The following is a 25,928-nucleotide window of genomic DNA, read 5'->3' on the forward strand; positions in this document are numbered from 1 at the left end:
AGTGCTAACAGATTGAGAGCCTGCGGCGCCTTGCCTCACGCAAGTAGATAGTCTGCGCACAACGATAGGGCGCCACTGCCCGTGCGTCGGAAGACGGAATGGGAGCGCGAGGGGGTAACCCCCTCGCATCTTCCTTACTTCAAACCTCAATAAGGCGGCTTATGCAGCCCCTTCGGCGACTCCGTGAAGATCTCGCACCCGTCAGCGGTAATCCCGATCGAATGCTCAAACTGCGCCGACAGGGACCGATCCCGCGTCACGGCCGTCCAGCCGTCATCCATCATCTTCACGCCGGGCTTGCCGAGGTTGATCATGGGCTCGATGGTGAAGAACATACCCTCGCGCAGCTCAGGCCCGGTGCCGGGCGTGCCGACATGCACCACCTCGGGCGAATCGTGGAACAGGCGGCCCACGCCGTGGCCGCAGAAGTCGCGCACCACGCCATAGCGGTGTGCTTCGGCGTGGCGCTGGATGGCATAGCCAATGTCGCCCAGAGTCACGCCCGGCTTGGCCATGTTCACGCCAATCATCAGGCATTCGTAGGTCACATCGACCAGACGGCGCGCCTTCAGCGGCACATCGCCGACGAGGTACATGCGGCTGGTGTCGCCGTGCCAGCCGTCGAGCAGCGGGGTCACGTCGATGTTGATGATATCGCCATCTTTCAGCACGCGATCGCCGGGAATGCCGTGGCAGATCACATTGTTGATCGAGGTGCAGCAGCTGTGCGCGTAACCGCGATAGCCCAGAGTCGCGGGCACCGCGCCAGCATCCAGAGTCATCTGGCGCACCACATCGTCGAGCTGGCCGGTGGTGACACCCGGCACCACGATGGGCGCCAGCGCATCGAGGATTTCCGCCGCGAGGCGACCGGCCTTGCGCATCCCCTCGAAGCCTTCGGGGCCGTGCAGCTTGATGGTGCCGTCACGCAGAGGGGTCGTGGCGGCGTCGACATATTGGTAGCGGTTCATGGGCACCGCTTTACCAAACGATGTGTTAAAAAGCGAGTACCACAAAAGCCTACCGGCTTACGGCAAAGGCAGAGCGCCACGCCGGTTTCACAGCGGCCAGCACCTCGGGCGTCACCTTCAGGGTGATGTCATAATCGCCCTCGGCATAGGGGCCGGCCTCATAGGGGCCGATCAGGATGCCGATGCGGGTGAAATGGGCGTGGTCCGCGCTGCCCAGGATCAGCACCTCTTTCAGCGGATCGATGCAGGCGTCGAAATCATCGGTGCTGTCGGGCTTGACGGGTTCGCCGCGCCGTTCCTCGCGCTCCTTGTTGAGCGCCGCGCAGAAAGGCGCCTGAATGGCCGCAGAGAGGGCTGCGGTGTCGAACATGTCGAGCGCCTTCACCTGTCTGCCCGCCTTCTTGTTCCACAGCAGGGCGGTGGGACCGTGGTTGGGGTGAGCGCCGCCGGTGAACTCTTCTTCCATGCCCGACAGGCTGAGCCAGCCCGGCAGATCGGTCACCACCTGCCAGCCGGTGCTGGAATCATAGCTGATGTAGGTGATCTTGTCCTTACGGGCCTCGTCGCGGGCATCCTTCGCCTGCCCGGCGATGTTGCTACGGTGGTTGGCGGCATCCTTGTCCAGCCATGCCTTCAAGGCCGGAATGCGACCGGCGGCAGCGGGATATTCGTAATCGAAGCTGTAGAGCGGATTGGCGATGCTGATCGAGCGCCCCGGCGGCAGGATTTTCGCAGGCGCCGCAAGGCCTGTGGATGCTGCAAGGCACGCCGTGATCGCGCCCATCGCAAGTGCCTGCCAGACCCGCATCGTCAATCTCCTGATCCGCATGGCTGGACTTGCCCGCCCTTGCCCGGATAGAATGCGATACATGAGCAAACATGCCGCCACCAGCCCCGCCGAGTCCCCCACGCCCGAACTGGTCCAGCCGGACCGTGGGCAGGCCGCGATCACCATCCATCTGATTGATAAGACCGGCTTCGATGGCTGGGCGAAGGGTCTGAATGCCGCCCAGCGCGCGGCCCTGACGGGCGCCAAATTCAAGGGTGAGGCCGGATCGCAGGCGATCATCCCCGATGGCGATAGCTGGGCCGTGGCGGCGGGCGTTTCTTCTCTGGTGGCCCTGACAAGCTGGTGCCTTGCGCGGCTGGCCGAAACCTTGCCCGCCGGGTCTTACCGGCTGGCGCTGCCCAAGGGGGCAGAAACCCGCGCCGCGCGCGCCTTTATCGGCTGGGCGCTGGGGCAATACCGCTTCGACCGTTACCGCGCCGATGCCAAGCCCGAAGGCCCGCGCATCCTGCTGACCGGCGAGGTGAAGCCCATCGCGCAAGCTCTGGCGCAGGCCGATGCGGTCTCGCTGGTGCGCGATCTGGTCAACACCGGCCCGGAGCATATGGGGCCCGCCGAGCTGGAGCATGAGGTCGAGCTGCTGGCCAAGCAGTTCCGCGCCCAGGTCCGGGTGACTCGCGGCGAGGCGCTGGAGCATGAGTACCCCTGCGTCCATATGGTCGGTCGCGCCGCCGCGCGCAGCCATGCCCCGCGCCTGATCGAGCTGGAATGGGGCGATGAAAAGGCCCCCCGTCTGGCCATCGTCGGCAAGGGGGTGTGCTTCGATTCGGGCGGTCTGGACATCAAGCCTGCCGCGGGCATGCTGCTGATGAAGAAGGATATGGGCGGCGCGGCCCATGCCATCGCTCTGGCGCAGCTGGTGATGCAGGCCGGGCTGAAGGTGCGGCTGCATCTGCTGATCCCGGCGGTGGAAAATGCCATTGCGGGCAATGCCTTCCGCCCCGGCGACGTGCTGAAAAGCCGCAAGGGCCTGACCATCGAGATCGGCAACACCGATGCCGAAGGCCGACTGATCCTGGCCGATGCCCTCCACCGTGCCAGCGAGTTCAAGCCAGACCTCATCATCGATTTCGCAACGCTGACCGGCGCGGCGCGCGTGGCGCTCGGCCCCGATCTGCCCGCGCTGATGACGCGGCAGGATGCCACCGCTCAGGCCCTGATCGATGGCGGTCTGGCCATTGACGATCCGGTCTGGCGCCTGCCCCTGCCCGATGCCTATCGCGAATGGCTGAAATCGGACATTGCCGATCTCAACAACTCGCCCGCCAATGGCTTTGCCGGGGCCAGCGTGGCCGGTCTATTCCTCGACCGCTTTGTGGGCGACGGCATCGACTGGGCCCATTTCGACACCTTCGCCTGGCGCCCCAGCCCCAAGCCCGGTCGCCCCAAGGGCGGCGAGGCGCTGGGCCTGCGCGCGGCATGGGCCATGCTTCAGGCGCGTTTTAAAAGCTGATCCTCACCCAAACTTGCGAAAATCCCATGTTACCGCTATGCGCCCCCGCTTTGACGGATCGGGGTTGAGTTCAGGCGTGTTGATGAAGACGGATGGCATTTATCTGGGCGCTAGCTTCGCCCTCTCGGGCCCGGTGGACAAGCTGGACGCCACGCGTCTGCCGGTGCGCGGCGATCTGGCGCATATTCGTCTGGCCGGGACTGTCTTCGTTCCGCATTATGTTGAGCCTATCACCTATCGCAGCGGCGCCCAGGGCGCCACGCTGATGAAGACGCCCGGCGGCGAGGCTCTGGCCACGCTGGAGCCGGGCGCCGGTTTCGACGTGCTGGACATCGCGGGCAGCCATGCCTGGGGTGAGGTGACGGGCGGCGGCATCGTAGGGTATATCACGCTGACTCAATTGGAGGCCTAGATTTGACGCAGACTGTTTTCATCGACGGTGCCGCCGGCACCACCGGGCTGGAAATCGCCGACCGGCTAGGCGGACGCAGCGAATTTTCGCTGATCATCCTCGATGATGCACGACGCAAGGATTCCGCCGCACGCAAGGAGGCGCTACACGCCGCCGATTTCGCGGTGCTCTGCCTGCATGACGATGCCGCGATCGAGGCTGTCGCCATGGCCGAAGGCAGCAAGGTGCGGATCATCGATGCCTCCACCGCCCATCGCGTGGCCGATGGCTGGACCTATGGCTTCCCCGAGATCGTCGGGCGCGAGGCCGTGGCCAATGCCACCCGCGTCGCCAATCCGGGCTGCTATCCCACTGGCTTTATCGGTCTGATCGCCCCGCTGGTGCGCGCCGGGCTGCTGCCTGCCGACTTCCCTTACACCGTCAACGCCGTGTCGGGCTATTCGGGCGGCGGCAAGGGCCTGATCGAGCGCTTCGAAGACGACACCGACATCGCGTTCCGCACCTATGGTCTGGCGCTGGGCCACAAGCATGTGCCCGAGATGACCCGCTATGCCGGGCTGGCTCACGCCCCTGTGTTCGCGCCCAGCGTGATCCCGGCGCATCGCGGCATGGTGGTCGAGGTGCCGCTGCCGCTTTACGCCATGCAGGGTGCGGGCAGCCCCGAGGCCCTCCGCGCCGCTCTGGTGGATTTCTATGCCGGTAGCCCGGTGGTCTCGGTCAACACCAATGACACCCCCGCCGAACTGCTGCTGCGCCGCTCGACCGCGCCCAGCGACAAGCTGGAGCTGTTCGTCTTCGGCGGCATGGAAGGCACGCAGGCGCGTCTGGTCGCCGTGCTGGACAATCTGGGCAAGGGCGCCAGCGGCGCTGCCGTGCAGAGCCTGAACCTGATGGCCGGTCTGGATGAGAGCGCAGGCCTCGCTCTGTAACCGGGTTTACCATCTTCATATGCCATAAGGGGCCGGCGAAGTGATTCGCCGGCCTTTTGCATGCGAAAGGTGCAATAAGGCATGTGTTCACCCCTCATGGCGCCCAAAAAGCACCCATGCACAAATTTGCGGCACACCTTGCCTGAAATTTGAACAGCCCTGCCCAAAGCGTGTCACTCACCCGCCTCACCATCCCCAGCAATTCGCGGCGAAGTGCCATTTCACCCTGATTATCCGGTTTTCCTCAGCGCCGCTTTGCCCTATCCATTTGTTACCGGCCTTGGCACGAAACTTGATAGATCGTTACCGATAGATCAGATGCCGGGGTGTAAGGGATGAGCGGCCACCCGCTCTCCTGCCCGAACCCGGGCCGCAAACCGGGTAAGGGTCGCTACCCATGGGGAAGTGTGGCGGGGCTTCGTGCCTTGCTGTCGCTTCGCTGAACAAAGGATGTTTCAGGCGTGAAAAAGATCGAGGCGATCATCAAGCCCTTCAAGCTCGACGAAGTGAAGGAAGCGCTTCACGAGGTCGGCGTTTCGGGCATCACCGTGACCGAGGCCAAGGGCTTTGGCCGCCAGAAGGGCCACACGGAACTGTATCGCGGCGCCGAATATGTCGTGGACTTCCTGCCCAAGGTGAAGCTGGAAGTCGTGGTGGCCGATGCGCTGGCCGAACGCGTGGTGGAAGCCATCGCGGGCGCCGCGCAGACCGGCCGCATCGGCGACGGCAAGATCTTCGTCATGACCGTGGACAGCGCCCTGCGCATCCGCACCGGTGAGCGTGACGACGCCGCCATCTAACGCTTTTGCCATCCCGCGCCCGGCTCAGGGGGCGTAAGGGTGGCTCTCCCGGCGCAACAACCCGTCCCGGGGTCCGGGCTGGTGCGCCACGCATTATGATTACCCCTTCATCCGCTTGGCCTCCGGGCCAGTGGATCATCTTCGGAGAACAACGGTAATGGCTACTGCATCGGACATCCTTCAGCAGATCAAGGATGAGGAAATCGAGTGGGTCGATCTTCGCTTCACCGACCCCAAGGGCAAGTGGCAGCACCTGACCATGGTCGCCTCGGTCCTGGGTGAAGACGAGCTGGAAAACGGCCTGATGTTCGACGGTTCCTCGATCGAGGGCTGGAAGGCCATCAACGAGTCGGACATGATCCTCAAGCCCGACCTCGACGCCATCTACGTCGATCCCTTCTCGGCCACCCCGATGCTGATCGTGGTCTGCGACATCGTCGAGCCCTCGACCGGCGAGCTGTATGCCCGTGACCCGCGTTCGACCGCCAAGCGCGCCGAAGCCTTCGTGAAGACCACCGGCATCGGTGACACCGTCTACGTCGGCCCCGAAGCCGAATTCTTCGTCTTCGACGACGTGCGCTTCTACGACGGCTACAACGGCAACGGCTTCTCGATCGACGACATCGAGCTGCCCACCAACTCGAACAAGGCCTATGAAGGCGGCAACATGGCGCACCGTCCGCGCGCCAAGGGTGGCTACTTCCCCGTCGCCCCCGTTGACAGCCTGGTCGACGTGCGCGGCGAAATGGTCTCGACCATGCTGGCCATGGGCCTGCCCTGTGACAAGCACCACCACGAAGTGGCCTCGGCTCAGCACGAGCTGGGTCTGACCTTCGGCACGCTGACGCAGACCGCCGACCGCATGCAGGTCTACAAGTATGTCGTGCATCAGGTTGCCCATGCCTATGGCAAGACGGCCACCTTCATGCCCAAGCCCATCAAGGCTGACAACGGCAGCGGCATGCACACCCACATCTCGATCTGGGACAAGGGCAACCCGCTGTTCGCCGGCAACGGCTACGCCGGCCTGTCGGAAATGTGCCTGTACTTCATTGGCGGCGTCATCAAGCACGCCAAGGCCCTGAACGCCTTCACCAACCCCACCACCAACAGCTACAAGCGCCTGGTGCCCGGTTATGAAGCCCCCGTGCTGCTGGCCTATTCGGCTCGCAACCGTTCGGCTTCGTGCCGCATCCCTTACGGCGCCGGTTCGAAGGCCAAGCGCGTGGAATTCCGCTTCCCCGACGCGATGGCCAACCCCTACCTGTGCTACTCGGCGCTGCTGATGGCCGGTCTGGACGGCATCAAGAACAAGATCCACCCCGGCGACGCCATGGACAAGAACCTGTACGATCTGCCCCCCGAGGAGCTGGCCGAGGTTCCCACCGTGTGCGGTTCGCTGCGTGAGGCTCTCGACGCCCTGAACGCCGACCATGACTTCCTGCTGGAAGGCGGCGTGTTCACCAAGGACCAGATCGATTCGTATCTCGAACTGAAGTGGCCCGAAGTGTTCCGTTGGGAAACGACCCCTTCGGCTGTCGAATTCGACATGTACTACAGCGCCTGATCAAGCGCCGTGCGGCATCACGCCGCCCGGCACTCTGCATCAACGCAGGATCGGCCCGGTGGAAGCAGCGCTTCCGCCGGGCTTTTCTGTACCTCGATCCACCGTATGAAACATTCGCCCTGCCTGTGCATTCCAGACCACACAGGTTTAAAACAGGAGCATGCTCATGTTTCTCGGTCTCTTCGGTATTCTCGTCCTCGCGTGGCTGATCTCCTTCGTGGTGCTTCACGTCACCAGCGGCCTCATCCACCTGCTGCTGCTTTTCGCGGTGGCATCGATCATCATCCACTTCTTCACCGGCAACAAGCGCGACGCCTCGGCCTGACCGCATCGCGCGCGGGGCTGACGGACACGCTGTCCTACGCCCCGCGCCTTGCGATAGATGGTGCTCTCCCACCCTTGAGGGAGACACCTATGGCTTCGCTTTCCGCTGACAATCCGGCTTTTGGGGCCCGCACGCTTGGCGCTGCGGGCCTCGCCTTGATCAAGCGCTTCGAAGGCTGCGCCCGCCGCCGCCCGGACGGCACCTTCGCCGCCTATCCCGATCCTGCCACCGGCGGCGCCCCATGGACCATCGGCTGGGGCTCGACCGGTCCCGATATCGCGCAGGGCACCGTCTGGACACAGGCGCAATGCGATGCGCGCTTCTTGCGTGATGCCAGCACCTTCGCCACCCGCATTGCCGGGCTTCTGGGCCTTGGCACCACCAGTCAGAACCAGTTCGATGCGCTGGTGGCGCTGGGGTACAACATCGGCATTCGCAATCTGGCGGGATCGACCTTGCTGGCCCGGCATATCGCGGGCGATCACGCTGCCGCTCAGGCGCAGTTCGCGCGCTGGAACAAGGCGGCGGGGCAGGTGATGGCGGGGCTGACCAAGCGTCGCGCTGCGGAGGCCTTGCTCTATGGGCAGAAAGAAAAGTGATGAAGCAGGGGGTGTTACACCCCCTGCACCCCCGGAACGTCTTCCGACGAGAGGCTAGTTTCACGACCACGCTCGCTCATAAAGGCCCGGCCGCGCAGCGGCCTTAAAGCCTGCGGCGCTGCGACGTTGCTCTATGGCCGAACCTTTGGCGCGCCGTAGACATTCATGGGAGCGCGAGGGGATAATCCCCTCGCCTTTCCCTTTTAATAATCCTTACTCGCCCGAGCGTTCACACTCTGCCGCCCGATCGTGGAAGCACTGCCCAACAGAGCCAGCCAGTTCGTGATCCGGAACTCCAGATTGGTCGCCGAATAGCCCTTCCCGTCCGAAACCAGCTCGGCATAGACGTGATGCGTCAGATACTTGCCAGCCGCCACGCCCGTCTGCTGGCCGGTGGTCACATCGGCGGAAACGATGCGCAAACGGTCCAAACCAATCGCCCGGCGCAGCTTGTTGATCGGGTCCACGCCGCCACCGCCATGCAGAGCCGCCAGAGCCGCGCCCAACTGCACCGCTTCCGGCGCGGAAATCTGCGTGATCGAATTGCCGAACAGCAGGCGGGACAACACCTCCTCTTCCGGCAGGGCAGGCACCGAGGAAAAGGCGATATCCGGATGGTTCGCCGTGCCGCGCACATTGACGCTGGCAGTAACGCCCGAAACCGAAGAGCTAGCCACCATATCCAGATGCGGATCGGGCGGCGCTGAACCGTCGAAGGTGATCAACCCGCGTGACAGCTCGAAGCGCTTGCCCGCGAACTCATAGATGCCCTCGACCATGCGCGCCTCGCCCGCGATGGCGGGGTTGTCGAGCGAACCGCGCAAGCGAATGTTGGCGCCCCAGCGGCTGTCCAGACCCATGCCGACCATGCGGATGTTGCCGGGGCCCGCGGCATCCACCAGCAAGCGCCAGGGCATGTCATGCTGCGTGGCCGGGGCGACATCGGCGCGGCGGTTGATCTCTTTGGTGGCGATCTGCGGCAGGCCCGAAGCGGCGGCGGCCTGACCCAGTCGCCAACGCGCGCCATCGATGGTCAGGCGCCCGGCCAGCGTGCCGCTCAGCCCGTCGGACATGATGCGCAGGGGGCCGGTGGCGACCAGCGCCAGATCGCTGCGGTTGATGAATTGCGCGTGGTTGCCTGCCAGTTTGAGATCGATCGAGGCGCCGCGATTGCCGCCGCCCGCCACCGGCCCCATGGAGACGAAATCCACCGCCCCGCTGCCCACCACGCTGCCGCCATTGGCCGTCTGACCCGAGAGGCTGGTGAGGGTCAGCCGCGCTCCGGCAAAATTGCCGCGCGCCACGATCTGGCGAATGTCGGTGCCGGTCACCGCGCTTTGCAGGCGCAGGCTGTTGCCCGCCAGCGAGCCGCGAATGCGCGGATCGGAAAGGGTGCCGGTGATGTCGGCGGCGATATCGATCGGCCCGGTGAGGTCGAAGGCATCGAGCGCCATCAGGCGCCACAGCGCGTCAGCAGGCCCGCCATAGCGCATCTGGCCCACCAGCCGCCCATGGAGCAGGCGGTTTTCGAGGTCACCCTCGGGGCTCATCTGGTCGATGCGGGTTTGCAGGCGGCCCCGCACCTGACCATCCTCGCTGGCGACAGCGCGCGCCTCCAGCACATCGCCGCGCAGCGCGCCCACCACCGCCAGATCGATGGGGCGGGATGTCAGCGACAGGCCCGAACGCGTCAGCCCCTTGATGGCCAGCGTGCCCTCGGCGCCGGGCAGGCCTTCGCGCGCGCGGTGCCATGACAGATTGCCCGAGACCTTCCCGCCCAGCCCCAGATCGGCAATCACGATATCGCCCAGCGAGAGCGGCATATCGACCATGCCGATCTTCATTTCAGAGGCGCCATTGCCGAAGGTGCCCTGCGCCACCACGCGGCCACCGGCATAGTCGATCTGACTGGGCGCCAGTTGCCAGCCGTTGCCGGTGCCGTCCGCGCGGCTTTGCGAGGTGAACACGGCCCGGCGCGGCATGGCAATGCGCTGCCCGGCAAAGGTGCCGCCCGCGATCAGCGCCACCTTCCCCGGCCCGACATCGGCCAGCAGGTTGAGATCGAAGCTGCTGCCGCGCCGGCCGCCAATGTTGGCCGTCACCCGGCCCGAGCCGTCGGTCAGCCTGGCATGGGCATCCATCTTGCCGATAAAGAGCCGCCCCTTGCCGATGCCCTGCGCCGCCACATCGACGCCGATGGTGGTATGGCCACGCAGCACCAGCCCATTGGCGGTGACCCGACCATTGGCGATGGAAAGCGGCTGATCCTGCCCGAAGCGCGCATTCTTCAAGGTCAGCGCCAGATCGACGCCCTGCCCATTGGCCTGCGCATCTTTGGGCGCCAGCTTCAGCGTGCCGGTCACCCCGCCGCCATTGAGCGCAATATCACCCTGAGCGCCCGCATCACCCAGCGCCAGATCGCCGCTCAGCGTGGTCTGGGAGATGGTCATGCGCCGCAGCGACAGCTTCGATCCCTGCCCTGATGCATCCAGTGCCAGCAGGCCGGAAAACGGCCCCAGCGCCGACTGGCCGTTCACATCGATGCTGTACTGATCCTCGCCCTGCTGGCGCAGCGCCAGTTGCACATCCCTGACCCCGGCATCGGGATAGGGATCGGCCAGATGGACCTGCACGGCAAGGCCGGTCTCCGCTGCCACGCCTTGTTTGCCGCCAAACTGCACCTGCGCGGTGAAGGAACCATATTGCTCATGGCTGCCCTGCCCGGTCAGGGCCAGACGGCCATCCTCGCCACGCTGGCCGGAAAAGCTGGCCGTGGCCAGGGGCGCGGTCAAAGTGCCGCGCGTCAGCACCAGATGGTGATGCGGCCCGGCCTCGACCTGCCCCGCGAAATTGGCGCTTTCGCCAAAGATCTTGTTGAGAGCGCTGCCGGTCAGATGCGGCACCACGCCCTTGACCGGCCCGGTCAAGCGCCATGGCGGGGCGCCGGGCGGGATCACCAGCTTCAGATTTCCGGTGGCATCCGCCGCGCCGATGCCCTGCACCGGCCAGCCATGCAGCCGCGCCTGTCCGGTCAGCTTGATGCCGTCGCCGGGGCGGCGATCCAGCGCAAAGCGCAGCGCCGCATGGGCGAAGCGCATCTCAAGATCCTGCCCTTGCAGCACCTTGCCCTGCAGGGTCAGCACGCCCGCCGCACGCCCGCGCACCAGCTGCGCATTGAGATCATCGTCATCGGTAACAACACGCGAGGCCGCCAGATCGACCGGGCTGCGCCAGCCCTTGGCCCCCTCGCGCTTGGCCTTGCCCTGCGCGGCAAGCCCGGCGATCAGCACATCATCGATCTGCAGGCCTTGCGTCACCAGCTTCCACTCGGCCGACATGGTGGGCGCCTCGCCATCGAGCAGCAGGTCGAGATGGGCGCCTTTCAGCGTCGTATCCTTGTCCAGCGGCAAGGGCGCGCGGCCTGTCACCTCGATGGCCAGATGGCGGAAGGCGCGCCCGGCGATATCCGCCCCGCCCTTGGCATTGATCGCCAGCTTCGCGCTCTGGGCCGAAGCGGTGCCGGTCAGCATGCGCTCGTCCAGACGGCCCTGCACCTTCAACGCCACCTCGGGCCCGATCCGCGCCTGATCTTCAACCGAGAGCAGCGGATCGGTCCACAGCTTCCCACCCAGCGTATAGAGCCCCTGCCGCGCCGCCAGATTGAGCGCCGCGATGCGTCTGGTGCCCTGCGTGGCGGTCAGATCGCCATCCCAGCTGCTCCATGTGCCGCGCCCGCGAATATGGGCGCTGCGGTCCATGGTCGAATCGGTGAGCGCAGCCAGCAGGCCTCCACGCGGCGCGGCATAATCCAGCGCCAGATCGAGCCGGTTGCGGTTCTTGTCGATGTCCACCAGCGCATCGAGCCGGTCGCCGCCGCCCAGCCGTCCCTTGATGGCCAGATAGGCCGAGGCGCGCGACAGCCTGGCCGAAGCGCGCAGATCGACACGCCTTTCGCTGCCCAGCACCTCCTTGGCCACGGTCAGGCGTTCGATGCTCAGTTGGTCGATGCGCAGATCGCGGTCCGGCCAGCGCGGGTTGCTGGGGCCGGTGTCGATAAAATGGGGTACGCGCGAAAGCGTGCCGCGCCGGATCGCCAGACGGCGGATATCGAGCCCGCTCTTCCACCAGTCGAGCGGGCGCCAGTCGAGTTCCACCGAAGGAATGCGCAGAAACACCCCGCGCGGATCGCGCAGCACCACGCCCGAGAGCCGCGCATTGCCATAGACCGAGCCCTCGATGCGGGCGATCTCCACCTTCAACCCATTGTCGAAGGTGATCTGGGCCAGCAGATCGGCCAGCAAACGGTGGCCAATGGAGCTGTCCAGCACCATCACCGCCAAAGCCAGCGCCGCCACAAAGCCCAGCGGCAGGCCAAGCAGATATTTCAGCCAGATGCGCAAGGGAATCGGCCACCACTTGCGGCGCGGCCTGGCCGCCACAGCGCTGTCCTCTGCCGGAACCTCTGGCACCTCATCCGCCATCAGAAGGCCTGACCCAGCGCCACGGCAATCGCCACCGGCCCATCGCCTTGACGCGGGTTGAGCGGCGTGCCGATGTCGAGGCGGATCGGCCCGAAGCTGGTCTTGTAGCGCACGCCCATGCCCGCGCCGTAACGCATATCGCGGAAGCCGGGCAAGACCTGCGGGTCCACACCGCCGCCATCGAGGAAGGGCACCAGCTGGAAGCCTCCGCCGAACCAGGGCGTATCGACGCGCGCCTCCAGCGAAACCTCATACAGCCCGCGCCCGCCCTTGGGCTCGCCCAGATCGTTGCGCGGGCCGACCAGCTCATAGCCATAGCCACGGATCGAGGCGCCGCCGCCCGCATAGAAGCGCCGCGAGGGCGCCACATCGTTGAGATCGCCCGCCGTGATCGAGCCAAGGCGAATGCGCCCGGCCAGCACCACGCCCTTGCTCACCCGCTGGTAAGCGCTGGCATCGCCCTGAATCACCGCATAGGTCGCCCGGTCGCCGCGCGCGAAGGAGATTTCCGGCGAAAAACGCAGCGAGGCGCGCCAGCCCTTGTGCGGATCGAGCAAATTGTCGGTGGCATCGAAGGCCGCGCGCAAGGGCAGCGCGGTGGTGATGTATTGCGTGCGGCCCGTGGTGATGCCGCTGGGCACGCCCTCGCGCTCATCGGAGATTTCCGACTGCAGCCCCAGCGACCAGACCCATGGCTTCTGGAACAGCAGCGTCGTCTGCCGCTCATAGGTGGCGGCGAAGGCCACCTTGCGCGCGGCATAGGCGGTCAGCGTGGCATTGTCGGCATAGAGATCGACCGTCAGCAGCCGGTCGCGACCAAGGAAATTGGAGCGGCGGAAGGTGACGCCCGCCATCTGCTCATGCGTGCCCGCGATGCCGCGCAGGCGCAGCATGCCCTCGGGCGGGAAGAGGTTGCGATGCTCCCAACTGGTGGCGAGACGGAAGCCTTCGGCGGTGTCATAGCCGATCTCGCCCGAGATGGTGTGCAGCGGCGCGGGCGTCATCGCCACCTGCGTGTTGACGATGCCGATCGCGTCGGGCTGCGGCTTGGCCTCCACCTGCGGCGTGACGGTAACGCTGGAGACCAGACCGGTGGCCAGCACGGCGCGGCGGAAATCCTCAACCTCGCTGCGGCGCCAGAGCTGGCCCGGCTTGAAGCGGGCAATGTCCTGCAAGTGGCCCGAGGACAGGAAACGCGGGCTGCCGCTGATGATCCGGCCGAAATGATACTGCCCTTCGGGGGTGACCTCCAGCGCAAGGTCGCCTGCCTCGCGCGTGTGGTCCACCGTCAGTTCGGGGGCGCCGACCTTGGCGAAGGGATAGCCCGCCTCGCCCAGCGCGGTCTGCAGGCTGGTGATGCCTTCGGGGATGGCATCGGCATGCAGCGGATCGCCGGTCTTGATCCCCAGCGACTGGCGCAGGCCGGGAAAATCCTTGCCCGTATCGGCCAGATGGCCGGTCGAGACCTCCCCAAAGCGATAGCGCGTGCCCGGGATGATGTTGAAGGCCACCATCGGCACCACGCCCGCCGCCGCCTCGCCCGGGGTGATGGTGCCGATGCTCTGGATCACCTCGCCATCGTAATAGCCGTAGACGCGCAGCAGGCGCTCCAGCAGCTCACGGTCGGTGGTGGCGCGCACGGCGAGTTGCGGCAGTTCCTGGTCCGGATTCTTGGGATCGGGCTTCTTGCCCTTCTCCGGCTTGGGATCGGGGGTGGCCAGAGCGGAAAGCTCGTGGAAACGGACTTCCAACGCCGCCCGCTCGGGGATCGCGGCGGACCAGGCCAGCGTGTAATGGGCCTGTTCGGCGCGGCGCAGGCTGCGAGCATCGCGGTCCACAGGCACCGGGGGCGGGACGACCTCCTCCTCCTTTTTCGTCAGCTCGGCCAGGGCGGAGACGGCCTCGGTCTCCTCCGACAGGCTGTCGAGCGGCGGCAGTTGCAGATCGGGCCGGGGCCAATCGAGCGAGAAGCCCGGCAGATCGGCCAGCGGCGAGGTCGCGCTGAGCGGCGTATCGCTCTGAGGCAGCACATCACTGCCAGTTCCGGCGGAGGGCTGCGTGCTGGCAGGCGCCGCAGGCGGCTGACGGGCCCAATCCTCCGGCTTGGCACGGGCGCTGTCTGGGATCAGGGCGCGCAGTTCGGCGTCGGCATTGTCGAGGGTGGTTTCGGCGGCGGCAGGAGCAGCAGCAGGGGCCGTTTGCGCAGGCGCCGGGGCAGCAGGCTTCACCGGCACCGCAGCGGCAGGCTCCCCGGTCGGTGCCTGATCCTGAGCCATGGCCGGGCGCGCCGCGCCGGCCAGCAACAGCAGAACGATGCCGCCCGTCAGCGCGCCTTGCAGCAGCCATCCACGCGGACTGATTCGCCCCGCATCAGAACGAATCGAAAGAGGAAAAGCCTGACTGGTCGAGCGAAGGCATAGTGTCGGCCCGCATGGCATCGACAGATCGTGGCTCCACACTGCCGTCCTTGGCGGGAAGGCCGCCATCGCGCTTGCCGCCCTGCCCGGCCGTGTCGGAAATAAGCTGGTCCTGTTCTTGCGCAGACATGCGGCGCCAGCCATCACGGCCCAGCCGCTCAAGCGGGCGATAGCGCACCTTGTACTGCATCCGCTCCGACCCTTCGACCCAATAGCCCAGATACACGAAGGGCAGGTCGTCCTGGGCGGCGCGGCGGATGTGATCGAGGATGATATAATTGCCAAGCCCGGTCCGTGTCGCATGTTCCGGGTCGTAGAAGGAGTAAATCATCGACAACCCGTCGCCCTGTCGATCCGTAAGGCACGCGCCGACCAATCGACCCGTTCCCCCGTCCTCGCAAGGCTCCCTGTATTCGATCACATAGCTGGTGACCGGCGTATGTTCCACCATATCGGCAAAATCGACTTCATCCATCGTCGCCATGCCGCCACCGGGGTGCCGCGCGGCCAAATAACGCTGGAGTAAGGCGAATTGCTCGGCGGTGGACCAGGGATGGCAAACCGTCGCCACCAGATCGGAATTACGCTTGAGGTTACGCTTCTGCGTGGAGGACGGCTGGAACTCCTGCGAGACAACCCGAACCGAAACGCAAGCCGCGCAATCGGCACAGCTGGGGCGATAGGCCACCGTCTGACTGCGGCGGAACCCGATTCGGCCCAGCGCATCGTTCAGCGCATCGGCATGGGGGCCCTTCAGCTCGGTGAAGACCTTGCGCTCCTGCCGCCCGGCCAGATACGGACACGGCGCCGGGCTGGTCACGAAAAATCGGGGGAAACGCACGGGTGCCGTCACGGTTGCTCGCTCGCGATCCTGTTGTTCCGGGGCAATGCTCCCCTCCAAGCAACGAGTATGCCCAATCGCGTGAAAGGGCGAAAGACCCTTAACCACGCTTTCGGAAAGAACGCCCGCAAATTGGACATATCGCTCCGTTTCAGAACGGTTGGGCGGTGAGAAAGTTAACGGTCAGGGAAGAGGAAAAAAGAGAGATGCGAGGGTGTTACACCCTCGCGCTCCCGGGTGTTGTCAGCCTTGGTGCTTCGAGTTCAGCCACAGAGCAACGTCGCTGCGCCGCAGGCAGTGTTTCCGCAGCCAGTGATATGCTGAAGTTGAAAGCCTGGGGCGCCCTAACGCACGCAGGTGGAGAGCCGGGGCGCAACATTTCGGCGCCACTGCCCTATCGCCGGAAGACGTTATGGGAGCGCGAGGGGGTAACCCCCTCGCACTTTCCCTTTACCCCTTAATTCGGCTCAGCCTGATTCACCTCATACCCCTTGGCCCGCAAAGCCGCGATCAAAGCCGCGATCTGCCCGCCATCGCGTGCTTCGCATTCGATATCGGCGGTCAGGCCCTTGGCGGGCAGGTGGGTGAAGATGCGCTGGTGATAGACTTCGAGGATGTTGACCTGATGGCGGTCGAACTCCTCCATCACCTTGAACAGCGCGCCAGGGCGGTCCTGCAGCACCAGACGCAGACGGGCGAGACGGCCCGAACGCGCCAGATCGCGCAGCAGCACATTGGCCAGCAGACGCTGATCGATGTTGCCACCCGACAGGACGATGCCAACATTGCGCCCGGCAAACATCTCGCGGTTTTCAAGCACGGCGGCGAGACCAGCGGCACCGGCGCCCTCCACCACAGTCTTTTCGATCTGGAGCAGGAGGGCCAGCGCATGCTCCATCGCCGATTCGTTCACCAGCACGAAGTCATCGAGCAGCCCGGCCAGCACCTTCTGGGTGAACTTGCCCGGCTCCTTCACGGCAATGCCCTCGGCCAGCGTATCGCCGCCGGTGGGCAGGTGCGCGCCCTTCAGCACATTGTACATGGAGGGGAACAGCTCGGCTTCCACGCCGATCAGGCCGATGTCGGGCTTGATGGCGCGGGCTGCCGTGCCCATGCCGCTGGCAAGGCCGCCGCCGCCGACGGGGATCACCAGCATGTCCAGCTCGGGCACATCTTCCAGCATTTCCAGCGCGACCGTGCCTTGGCCAGCGGCCACGGCAGGCTCGTCGAAGGGGTGGACGAAGGTCAGGCCCAGCTGCTTTTCCATGCTGCGGGCGAAGGCATAGGCGTCGTCAAAGGTCTCGCCTTCCAGCACCACCTTGCCGCCCACGCTCTCGGTCTGCATCACCTTCACCGTGGGGGTGGTGCGCGGCATCACGATTGTCACGGGCACGCCAAGGCGGGTGCCGTGATACGACAGGCCTTGCGCATGGTTACCGGCGCTGGCGGCGATCACGCCGCGCTCGCGCTGTTCTTGCGTGAGAAGCAGAAGGGCATTGAGCGCGCCGCGTTCCTTATAGGCGGCGGTGAATTGCAGATTTTCGAACTTCAGCCACACATTGCAGCCGCAGATTTCCGACAGGGTGCGCGAGTGATCCATGTCGGTGCGAACGACATGCCCGCTAATTCGCATCTGCGCCGCGCGAATGTCCTCGATCGTCAGGCGCATGTCCTGATGAGCGATGGTGCGAGGAGCCTCGGGCGAATGGGTGACGGTGTCGGTCATAACCGCCGGGCCCTACGCTTGTGCGCGGCGCGCTTCAAGCACTTCCGCATGTGCAAAACATGCAAGAAAGCCTGCATTTTCCCTTGGGCCATGGTTCCCATTCCGGCAAAAGCCGCTATCAGATCGCCGACCCCCGAGCTTCTAGAAGGGACTTTGCCATGAGCGGGATCGAGGACACCACCTCTGACCAGCAGGCTGCTGCCCCGCCCACGACTCCGCCACGCCGCATTTCGGTGGTGGGGCTGGGCGTGATGGGATCGCCCATTGCCCGCCATCTGGCGCAGGCCGGCCATACGCTGACGCTCTACAACCGCTCACCCGACAAGATTGCCGCCTGGCGCGAGAAAAACCCCGAGCTGCAGGTGATCACCGCGCGCAGCCCGGGGCAGGCCGCGGTGGGCGCGGATGTGGTGATCACCTGCGTGGGCAATGATGACGATCTGGCCGATGTGGTGCTGGGGCCGCAGGGCCTGCTGCGCTCGATGCGGCCCGGCGCGCTGTTTATCGATCACACCACCGCTTCGGCGCGCATCGCCCGCCAGATCGCGGTGGAAGCGCGCGACCGCGAGGTGCATTGCGTGGATGCGCCCATGACCGGCGCCCAGCCCGGCGCCGAAGCAGGTACCCTCACCCTGATGTGCGGCGGCAAGCCCGCCGCCGTGGAGGAAGCCCGCCCGGTGATGAGCGCCTATGCGCGGCGCATCGTGCATGTCGGCAAGCCAGGCACGGGTCAGGTCACCAAGATGATCAACCAGATCTGCATGACCGGCGTGCTGGCGGGCCTGTCCGAAGCTTTGCGTCTGGCGCAGGCCGAGCATCTCGACCTTGACCGCGTGCTGGAAGCGATCAGCGGCGGCGCGGCGCAGAGCTGGCAGATGGACAATCACTGGACCTCCATGGCGCGCGATGAGTTCGATTTCGGCCTGACCGTCGATCTGATGCGCAAGGATCTGGGGCTGGCGCTGGATGAAGGGCGCGGGCTTGGCCTCTCGCTGCCAATCACCGCGCTGATCGACCAGTTCTATGCCGATCTTCAGGCGATGGGCGCTGGCCGTCAGGACATCACCGCGCTGGTGCGCCGCCTGCCCCGCCGGGGCGTGCAGAAGGGATAATATGCGTTTTCGGGTTCTGATTGCCGGTTTGCTTGCCACCGCTCTGCCGGTTCAGGCCCATGCCGATGCGCTGATCGACCATGTGCGCGGCTTCACGCTGGATGAGCATGGCGAGATCCAGCACTTCACCGGCCTGGTCATCGACAAGGATGGCCGCGTCAAGCAATTGCTGCGCGACGGCGACAAGCGCCCCGACAAGCTCGATTTCCTGACCGACGGCCATGACGCCGTGATGATGCCCGGCCTGATCGATGCCCATGCCCATGTGATGGGCATCGGCTTCAACGCGCTGACCTTGGATCTGTCCGACACGCGCTCGCTGGCCGACGCCCAGACCAAGATCGCCGCCTATGCCGCCAAATATCCGGGCCGCCCCTGGATCATCGGCGGCGGCTGGAATCAGGAAACATGGGGCCTTGGCCGCTTCCCCATTGCCGCCGAGCTGGACGCCGCCGTCAGCGACCGCCCCGTCTGGCTGGAGCGCGTCGATGGCCATGCCGGTTGGGCCAATACGCGAGCGCTGGCGCTCGCAGGCATTACGGCGGCCACCAAGGACCCGGCAGGCGGCCATATCGAGCGCCTTGCCGCGCCTGCCCCTGCGCCCGCGCGCCCGGCCCGGCCCGGCGTGAAGGGCGCGGCCAGACCGGCCCCCAAGCCGAGCCTTGGCGCCCCCGCCGGTGTGCTGGTCGATGCAGCCACGGCGCTGATGGCCAAGGCCGTGCCCCCACCCCGCCCCGAGGACCGCGATCTCGCGCTCTCCACCGCGCAGACCATCCTGCTGCGCCACGGCGTCACCGCCGCAGCCGATATGGGCACCTCCATCGAGGACTGGCAGACCTTCCGCCGCGCCGGAGACCTCGGCCGCCTGCGCATCCGCATCATGTCCTATGCGCTGGGCACGGATGCCATGGCGCTGATCGGCGGCCCCGGCCCCACGCCATGGCTCTATGACGACCGCCTGCGCATGAACGGCGTCAAACTGTTCCTCGATGGTGCGCTGGGCTCACGCGGCGCATGGCTGAAGGCACCCTATGCCGACGCCCCCGGCACCACTGGCCTGCCGCAGCTGAACGATGCCGCGCTCAAAAACCTGATGAGCCGCGCCGCGATGGATCACTTTCAGGTGGCCGTCCACGCCATCGGCGACGCCGCCAACAGCGAGGTGCTCGACGCCATCACCGAGATGGCCGACACCTACAAGGGCGACCGCCGCTGGCGCATCGAACATGCCCAGATCATCGCGCCGGAAGATTTCCCCCGCATCGCCGATCTCGACAAGCGCGCCGGGCATATCATCCTGAGCATGCAGCCCACCCACGAAACCAGCGACCGCCAGATGGCCGAAGCGCGCCTTGGCCCGGCCCGTCTGGCAGGCGCCTATGCGTGGAAAAGCGCGGCGGCGACAGGCGCAACGCTGGCCTTCGGGTCTGACGCTCCAGTGGAAGTGAGCGATCCCTTCGCGGGCATGGCCGCCGCGATCAGCCGTGTTGGCGCCGATGGGCAGCCTGCTGGCGGGTGGCAGCCGCAGGAGGTGGTGTCACGCACGCAGGCTCTGGCCGGGTATACCACCAAGGCCGCCTATGCCGGGTTCGCTGAAGAGCATTTCGGGCGCCTGACTCCCGGGCAGCGCGCCGACTTCCTGCTGGTCGACCGGGATGTGATGGCCGTTCCGCCCGCCGAAATTCGCGGGACTAAGATTCTGCAGGTCTGGGTCGGCGGATTGCCGGTGTTCAAGGCGGAAGACGATAAGAAATAACGAGGTGAATGCGAGGGTGTTACACCCTCGCGCTCCCATTTGTTGTCAGCCTTGGCGCCTCGGGTTCCGCCGTAGGGCAACGTCGCTGCGCCGCAGGCTTTTACTCCATAATGCATGCGAGATATTCACTGCCTGCGGCGCATGGCGTCGCGCAGGTGGAGAGGCTGGGCGCAAGGACAGGGCGATCCTGCCCTCTCGTCGGAAGACGTTATGGGGGCGCGAGGGGGTAACCCCCTCGCTTTTAACCTTCTTGAACGTCCACCACAGCTTCTGCCGCCTTCGTCTTGGCGTCACGCTTTTCGGTGAACCACATAAAGATCATGGTCCCTTCGAAGAGGACCAGCAGCGGCACCGCCAGCATCAGCTGGGAGCTCACATCAGGCGGGGTCAACAAAGCCGCCGCCGCCACGATCGCCACGATCACATAGCGCCGCGCCCCGACCAACTGAGCACGCGTCACCAGCCCAGCGGTGTTCAGCAGCATCAGCAACACGGGCAACAGGAAGCTGACCCCGAAGGCCAAGATGAACTGCATCACCAAGCCAAGGTAATCGCCGGTGGAGGGCAGCGCTTCCAGCTTCAACCCGCCCATTTGACCACTAAAGCCCAGCAGCCAGCGAAGAGCTGGCGGCAGGACAACGTAATAAGCCAGCGCAGCACCAGTCAGAAAGAAAATCGGCGTGGCGATCAGAAACGGCAGGAAAGCCTTCTTTTCCTTGGCATAGAGGCCGGGAGCCACAAAGGCCCAGAGCTGGTTGGCCAGCACGGGGAAGGACAGAATGAAACCCGCAAAAAATGCAACCTTCAGTTCCACGAAAAAGGCTTCATAGAGCTTGGTGTAGACCAGCCTGCCCTGCCCATTGGGAAAAGCAGCGGCCAGCGGGGCCACGAGGAAGGCGAAGATCGGCTTCACAAAATAGAAGCATACGCCGAAAGAAACCGCCAGCGCGACGATGCAGCGCATCAGTCGAGAGCGCAACTCTATCAAATGTTCGAGCAGCGGCGCCTGCGACTCGTCGATATCCTTGATTTCAAAGGCCATGCTGCAGGAAACTCACCGAGGAATTTGGAGCGGAGATCAGGACAGGATTTCAGGCTGCGACGGGCTTTTCGCCTCGCCATGCGGGGCCTGATGGTGAGCAACATCGGTAGCAGGCACAGCGCTTGGCGCCACATCATTGTGCGCGGCACCGTGGCCTTCATGGCCCACCTCGCCTACGGAGAGCGGTTCGGTGGGGGCATGGGCGGTCACTTCGGACGGAAGGGCGGCCACAGGGGCCTGCGCCTTCATGATCGCCTCATTCTGCTCGCGCCATTTCTTTTCCATGTCCTCCAACTCGGCTTCGCGGATCATGGTTTCGATGCCGGAGCGGAAATGGCCCGAGATGCGGCGCATCTTGGCCATCCATTTGCCTGCAGCGCGCATGGCGCGCGGCAGGTCCTTGGGGCCGATGACCACAACGGCCACCACCGCCGTCAGCAGAAATTCCGAAGGATCGATGTCAAGAAACATGAAGCGGCGCGGCTCAGTTCTGGGTCGTGCCGGTTTCGCTCTGGTTCTTGACAGGCTCCGGGGCTACGGGCGCCTGCGTGATCTGGGCGGGAGGCGCGGTCGGCGTGGGGGCGGCGCGCGGGGTGCCGTCCTCATTCATGCCTTCCTTGAAGCTTTTGATTCCCTTGCCGAAATCACCCATCATTTCGGAAATCCGGCCCTTGCCGAACAGCACCAGCACCACCAGCGCCAGCACGATCAGATGCGGAAGCGACAGACCCATCATTGTTCTTGCTCCAAATATCTCGCCGGGCCCTCAGCTCGCACCGGCGCCCTCTCACAGACTCTAGATAGGGACTTTCTTGTCCTTCCGCCAGTAGTCTGCGCGTATAGGTTCATCAGGATGGGTCAGATGCCCCATCGTCAGGGTCAACCGCGCGATCGGCTGCGGGGGTTTTGCCCGCCATGGCTTCCTCGAAGGCGTCCTCCACCGGATCGAGCAGGCCCGCGGCGCGCAGATCGTCGATCCCTGGCAGATCGCGGCGACTGGCGAGGCCGAAATGGGCGAGGAAGGCCGGGGTGGTGGCATAGATCACCGGACGGCCCGGCACCTCGCGGCGCCCGGCGGCGCGGACCCAGCCCGCCTCCATCAGCACGTCCAGCGTGCCCCGCGCGGTCTGCACGCCGCGGATCGATTCGATCTCCGCGCGGCTGACCGGCTCGTGATAGGCGATCACGGCGAGGCATTCGGTGGCGGCGCGCGAGAGCTTGCGTGGCTCTTCATGCTCACGGCGCAGGATATGGGCGAGATCGGGCGCGGTCTGGAAATGCCAGCGCCCACCGCGCTCCACAAGGTTGATGCCGCGCGTGGCGTAATGCTGCGCCAGCGCCGCCAGTGCGGGCTTCACCGCCACGCCGCCCAGATGATTGGACAAAGCCTCGGGCGTCACCGGCCCGGGCGCGGCGAAAAGGGCGGCCTCCACGGCGCGCATGATCTCATCCACCCCTGCCTCAACCATGGCCGGCGATCCGTCGCATCTGCAGAGGGCCGAAGCATTCGTCCTGCACCAGTTCCACCCTGCCCTGCTTGGCCAGCTCCAGCGCCGCCAGAAAGCTGGAGGCCAGCGCCGAGCGCCTCAGCCGCCGATCGGACCATTCCCCGCTGCTGGCAGGCAGGAAATCCTCCAGCACCATCCAGTCCAGCGTCACGCCCAGCATCGCGCTGACCCGCGCCAGCGCCGCATCCAGCGTCATCACCTTGCGGTCGCGCACCATATGGACGACCGGCGCGCTGCGCGCCTTGACCTGCCCATAGGCCTGCACCAGCGAGAACCAGTCGCATTGCCACAGCGCCTTGCGGTCAACCCGCCAGCCTTCCGGAGCCCCACGCTGGAAGGTGTCGCGGCCCAGACGGTCGCGACCCATCAGCCGCGCGGCGGCCTCGCGCATCGCGGCCAGACGCTGCAGGCGCAGATGGAGGCGCAGCGCCAGTTCTTCCGGACTGGGGTCTTCCTGCTCCTCCTTGGGCAGCAGCATCGCGGATTTGAGATAGGCCAGCCATGCCGCCATCACCAGATAATCGGCGGCGACCTCCAGCTTGAGCGCCTCGGCCTGATCGATAAAGGCCAGATACTGGTCGACCAGATCGAGAATCGGGATCGTCTTGAGATCGACCTTCTGCCGCCGCGCCAGATCGAGCAGCAGATCGAGCGGCCCCTCCCAACTGTCGAACGCGAGGTAAAGCGCGCCCTCCTGCGGGGCGCCCGCCAAATCGGGGCCGTCGAGCCCGTCAAGCAGGCCGGGTTCGTTCATACGGTGTAGGCCGTGGGATCGGCCCCTGCAGCCAGATCGGCGCCCGCCAGTGCGAGGAGAGCATCACGCTTGGCCCATAGCTCTGCCTGAAGCGCGGCATCCAGAGGCCTTGGCCCACGATCATCCGCCAGAGCCCGTTCCAAGCGCGCCGCGCCCTGCTCCGTCAGCGCAGGCACCGCTCCGGCAATCGCCTGCATATCGGCAATCGTACCCCAGCAATTGAGCACCACATCGCAGCCCGCCGCCAGCGACAGGCTGGCCTTTTCGGCAATCGTGCCGGTCAGGGCCTTCATATCCAGATCGTCGCTCATCAGCAGGCCATCGAAACCGATGTTTTCGCGAATAATCTGCTGAATGATGGTGGGCGACTGCGTGGCCGGGCGCTCCGCATCCCACGCCGGATAGAGAATATGTGCCGTCATCCCCGCAGGCGCCTTGTTCAGCGCGCGAAACGGCGCCAGATCCTGCTCCAGCGCGGCGGCATCCACCTCGACACGCGGCAGGGCCTTGTGGCTGTCCGCCCCGGCGCGGCCATGGCCCGGCATATGCTTCACGCAACCCGCCACACCCGCCAGCGCCAGCCCATCCAGAATGGCGCGCCCCAAAGCGGCGACCTGCCTGGGCTCTTCACCCAAAGCCCGGTCCCCGATCACATCATCTGCCCCCGGCACCCGCACATCCACGCAAGGCCAGCAATCCATCGAGATGCCGACCTCCGCCAGATCCATTCCCAGCGCCTGAGCATGCACCCGCGCCGCCTCAATCGCACTGGCAGGCGCCAGTTGCCATAGCCGCGCAAAGGCCTCCCCAGCCGGATAGCGAGACCATACCGGCGGCTTCAACCGCGCCACGCGTCCGCCCTCGTGATCCACCGTGACCAGCAGTTGATCGCGGCCATGGATCGAGCGCAGATCGTCAGTCAGTGCACGCAATTGATCCCGATCCGCCACATTGCGGGCGAAGAGGATATAGCCCGTCGGGTCCGCATCGCGGAAGAAAGCGCGCTCGTCAGCGGTGAGGGTGTGGCCCGAGAGGCCGAAAATCGCGGGAAGCATGGGGAAACCCTCGCAAACTTGGGGGTTTTGCGCAAGTTTTCGGGGGTGTGGATAAGGGGGATTAAAAAGGAAGGTAAGATGCGAGGGTCATAACCCTCGCGCTCCCATTAATGTCCACGTTGCGCCTCGGGTTCGGCCAAAGAGCAAGGTCGCTGCGCCGCAGGCAGATTTCCATGCGCAGCGCTATCGGCTTTCAGGCCTGCGGCGCCTTAGGTGGTGCAGGTGGAGAGCCAAGGCGCACCGAAGCGGCGCCACGTCCCTATCGTCGGAAGACGTTATGGGAGCGCGAGGGCCCGGAGCATTCCTCTTGAGGAATGCGACCAACCAAAGACTCCCCCCTCGCCCTTCCTACTTCCTAAATCAAATCAATGCTTAACCTGACAGGGAATCCCTTCAGCCTTCAGCTTGCTGCACAGGGCACTGCCACCGCCAGCCGCGGCCAGCAGCTGCAGACGGAACACCGTCCCGATATCCGACTGACCCTGCGTAATCCGGTGGTTCATGCCCTTGAGCATCTCATGCTGCTGCACAAGGTGATCCCAACCCGAACGCGCGGCGGCCTCGTTGGAATAGGCCGCAATCTGCACCACGCCACCAGCCGGACCTGCATCCTCGGCAGGCGCCGCAGGAGCAGCAGCAGCCGAAGGCTTGGCCCCCGGATTCGCATCGGCCTTCGCATCCGCCTTGGGCGAATCGATCGGCGCGGCGGGCTTGGGCGCGGAATCGCCTGCCGCCAGCTGGGCCGGGTGATCCTTGCCCTGCGCGGCGGCGAAGCTCGAATCGCCCGTGCCCTCGAACTGCTTGCCGCCCGGGTTGGCGGGGGCCTGCTTGTAGGGCTGGTCGGTCGCGCCGATCACGCTGCCATCGGCCACGGGAGTCGCGCCATCCTTGCGGTGGGTGAAAGCGAAGACGCCGCCCACCACCACGCCCAGCAGCAGAATGCCGCCCACGATGGCAGCGATCACGCGGCGGTGATCGACGGCGTAGTAATCCTCATCATCCCCGGCATTGTCGAGCCAGGGAAGGCGGTCGCGGTCCTGCAGGTTCAGCGTTTCCTCGGTTCCGGCATAGCTGCCGTTCAGCGCGGCAACGGATTCGGTGCCCTGCGAGGGCCAGCTGTGCTGGTCCCAGGACTGCTCGACCCAGTTCTCGGCGGTCTGCCCGGCGGCATGCGCCGTGTTGCCCGCCCATTCCTGACCTTGATGGACCTGATCCTGAGCGTGAGCGATCCATTCCTGCCCCTGCTCTCCGGCCTTTTTGGCCAGAGCCTCACGGGCGTCGTTCAGCCACGGCTCGTTCTGGGGAGGATTGCCTTCATTCTCACCCGACATGA

At 65.5% G+C, this 25,928-nt stretch carries 22 protein-coding genes; 9 read left to right on the forward strand and 13 right to left on the reverse strand.

Annotation, left to right across the window (positions count from 1 at the left end):
• Window positions 1-146: 146 nt before the first annotated feature.
• Together map and HGK27_RS14755 are read right to left on the reverse strand one after the other, a co-directional pair.
• Window positions 147-971 carry a type I methionyl aminopeptidase gene (gene map / locus HGK27_RS14750; protein WP_206241510.1) on the reverse strand — a complete coding sequence of 275 codons (825 nt, stop codon included), beginning with the start codon at window positions 969-971 and terminating at the stop codon, window positions 147-149.
• Between the two features lie 49 nt (window positions 972-1,020).
• Window positions 1,021-1,779 carry a DUF4163 domain-containing protein gene (locus HGK27_RS14755; RefSeq protein WP_241127190.1) on the reverse strand — a complete coding sequence of 253 codons (759 nt, stop codon included), beginning with the start codon at window positions 1,777-1,779 and terminating at the stop codon, window positions 1,021-1,023.
• A 61-nt stretch (window positions 1,780-1,840) separates the two neighbouring features.
• Here HGK27_RS14755 and HGK27_RS14760 point away from each other — a divergent pair, with 61 nt between their 5' ends.
• The 7 genes from HGK27_RS14760 to HGK27_RS14790 all read left to right on the forward strand — a co-directional run bounded on the left by HGK27_RS14760 (window position 1,841) and on the right by HGK27_RS14790 (window position 7,903).
• Window positions 1,841-3,271 carry a leucyl aminopeptidase family protein gene (locus HGK27_RS14760; protein ID WP_206241511.1) on the forward strand — a complete coding sequence of 477 codons (1,431 nt, stop codon included), beginning with the start codon at window positions 1,841-1,843 and terminating at the stop codon, window positions 3,269-3,271.
• 82 nt (window positions 3,272-3,353) lie between these two features.
• Window positions 3,354-3,683 carry an SH3 domain-containing protein gene (locus HGK27_RS14765; protein ID WP_241127192.1) on the forward strand — a complete coding sequence of 110 codons (330 nt, stop codon included), beginning with the start codon at window positions 3,354-3,356 and terminating at the stop codon, window positions 3,681-3,683.
• Between the two features lie 2 nt (window positions 3,684-3,685).
• Window positions 3,686-4,612, forward strand: coding sequence for an N-acetyl-gamma-glutamyl-phosphate reductase (gene argC, locus HGK27_RS14770; RefSeq protein ID WP_206241513.1), 927 nt, complete (start codon window positions 3,686-3,688; stop codon window positions 4,610-4,612).
• 461 nt (window positions 4,613-5,073) lie between these two features.
• Window positions 5,074-5,412, forward strand: a complete 339-nt coding sequence (locus HGK27_RS14775) for a P-II family nitrogen regulator (RefSeq protein ID WP_068090633.1) — start codon at window positions 5,074-5,076, stop codon at window positions 5,410-5,412.
• A 157-nt stretch (window positions 5,413-5,569) separates the two neighbouring features.
• Window positions 5,570-6,979, forward strand: a complete 1,410-nt coding sequence (gene glnA / locus HGK27_RS14780; RefSeq protein WP_206241515.1) for a type I glutamate--ammonia ligase — start codon at window positions 5,570-5,572, stop codon at window positions 6,977-6,979.
• Between the two features lie 166 nt (window positions 6,980-7,145).
• Window positions 7,146-7,304, forward strand: coding sequence for a lmo0937 family membrane protein (locus tag HGK27_RS14785; protein WP_206241516.1), 159 nt, complete (start codon window positions 7,146-7,148; stop codon window positions 7,302-7,304).
• Window positions 7,305-7,393: 89 nt separating this feature from the next.
• Window positions 7,394-7,903 (forward strand): lysozyme, encoded by a 510-nt coding sequence (locus HGK27_RS14790; RefSeq protein WP_206241517.1) that lies wholly within the window; start codon window positions 7,394-7,396, stop codon window positions 7,901-7,903.
• Window positions 7,904-8,106: 203 nt separating this feature from the next.
• On the opposite strand, the gene HGK27_RS14795 is transcribed toward HGK27_RS14790, so the two are convergent.
• The 4 genes from HGK27_RS14795 to HGK27_RS14810 form a co-directional block, all read right to left on the reverse strand.
• Entirely contained in the window at window positions 8,107-12,384 is a 4,278-nt protein-coding gene (locus HGK27_RS14795; protein WP_206241518.1) for a translocation/assembly module TamB domain-containing protein, read from the reverse strand.
• On the reverse strand, window positions 12,384-14,822 hold the full coding sequence (locus HGK27_RS14800) for an autotransporter assembly complex protein TamA (RefSeq protein WP_241127193.1): 2,439 nt from the start codon (window positions 14,820-14,822) through the stop codon (window positions 12,384-12,386). The genes HGK27_RS14795 and HGK27_RS14800 overlap by 1 nt, the downstream gene beginning before the upstream one ends.
• On the reverse strand, window positions 14,755-15,654 hold the full coding sequence (locus HGK27_RS14805) for an arginyltransferase (RefSeq protein ID WP_206241519.1): 900 nt from the start codon (window positions 15,652-15,654) through the stop codon (window positions 14,755-14,757). Before HGK27_RS14805 ends, HGK27_RS14800 begins: the two co-directional genes overlap by 68 nt.
• A 445-nt stretch (window positions 15,655-16,099) precedes the next feature.
• A complete protein-coding gene (locus HGK27_RS14810; RefSeq protein ID WP_241127391.1) occupies window positions 16,100-17,311 on the reverse strand; it encodes a threonine ammonia-lyase in 1,212 nt (403 codons plus the stop codon).
• 215 nt (window positions 17,312-17,526) lie between these two features.
• On the opposite strand from HGK27_RS14810, the gene HGK27_RS14815 reads away from it, so the two are divergent.
• Window positions 17,527-18,480, forward strand: coding sequence for an NAD(P)-dependent oxidoreductase (locus tag HGK27_RS14815; RefSeq protein WP_206241522.1), 954 nt, complete (start codon window positions 17,527-17,529; stop codon window positions 18,478-18,480).
• A 1-nt stretch (window position 18,481) separates the two neighbouring features.
• The gene (locus HGK27_RS14820) at window positions 18,482-20,236 is read left to right on the forward strand and encodes an amidohydrolase (protein WP_206241523.1); all 1,755 of its coding nucleotides are present in this window, start codon (window positions 18,482-18,484) and stop codon (window positions 20,234-20,236) included.
• A 241-nt stretch (window positions 20,237-20,477) separates the two neighbouring features.
• Here the strand turns inward: HGK27_RS14820 and tatC are convergent, their stop codons facing one another.
• The 7 genes from tatC to HGK27_RS14855 form a co-directional block, all read right to left on the reverse strand.
• Window positions 20,478-21,278, reverse strand: coding sequence for a twin-arginine translocase subunit TatC (gene tatC, locus HGK27_RS14825; RefSeq protein ID WP_206241524.1), 801 nt, complete (start codon window positions 21,276-21,278; stop codon window positions 20,478-20,480).
• Between the two features lie 36 nt (window positions 21,279-21,314).
• Window positions 21,315-21,749 (reverse strand): Sec-independent protein translocase protein TatB, encoded by a 435-nt coding sequence (tatB, locus tag HGK27_RS31360; protein WP_206241525.1) that lies wholly within the window; start codon window positions 21,747-21,749, stop codon window positions 21,315-21,317.
• 13 nt (window positions 21,750-21,762) lie between these two features.
• Window positions 21,763-22,014, reverse strand: a complete 252-nt coding sequence (gene tatA / locus HGK27_RS14835) for a twin-arginine translocase TatA/TatE family subunit (RefSeq protein ID WP_206241526.1) — start codon at window positions 22,012-22,014, stop codon at window positions 21,763-21,765.
• A 112-nt stretch (window positions 22,015-22,126) separates the two neighbouring features.
• Window positions 22,127-22,747, reverse strand: a complete 621-nt coding sequence (scpB, locus tag HGK27_RS14840; RefSeq protein ID WP_206241527.1) for an SMC-Scp complex subunit ScpB — start codon at window positions 22,745-22,747, stop codon at window positions 22,127-22,129.
• Entirely contained in the window at window positions 22,740-23,540 is an 801-nt protein-coding gene (locus tag HGK27_RS14845) for a segregation and condensation protein A (protein ID WP_206241529.1), read from the reverse strand. Before HGK27_RS14845 ends, scpB begins: the two co-directional genes overlap by 8 nt.
• Complete coding sequence (nagZ, locus tag HGK27_RS14850) at window positions 23,537-24,595, reverse strand: beta-N-acetylhexosaminidase (RefSeq protein WP_206241531.1); 1,059 nt, start codon at window positions 24,593-24,595, stop codon at window positions 23,537-23,539. The genes HGK27_RS14845 and nagZ overlap by 4 nt, the downstream gene beginning before the upstream one ends.
• 365 nt (window positions 24,596-24,960) lie before the next feature.
• Complete coding sequence (locus HGK27_RS14855; RefSeq protein ID WP_206241533.1) at window positions 24,961-25,926, reverse strand: SPOR domain-containing protein; 966 nt, start codon at window positions 25,924-25,926, stop codon at window positions 24,961-24,963.
• Between the last annotated feature and the right edge of the window lie 2 nt (window positions 25,927-25,928).

Source organism: Novosphingobium terrae (assembly GCF_017163935.1).
GTDB lineage: Bacteria > Pseudomonadota > Alphaproteobacteria > Sphingomonadales > Sphingomonadaceae > Novosphingobium > Novosphingobium terrae.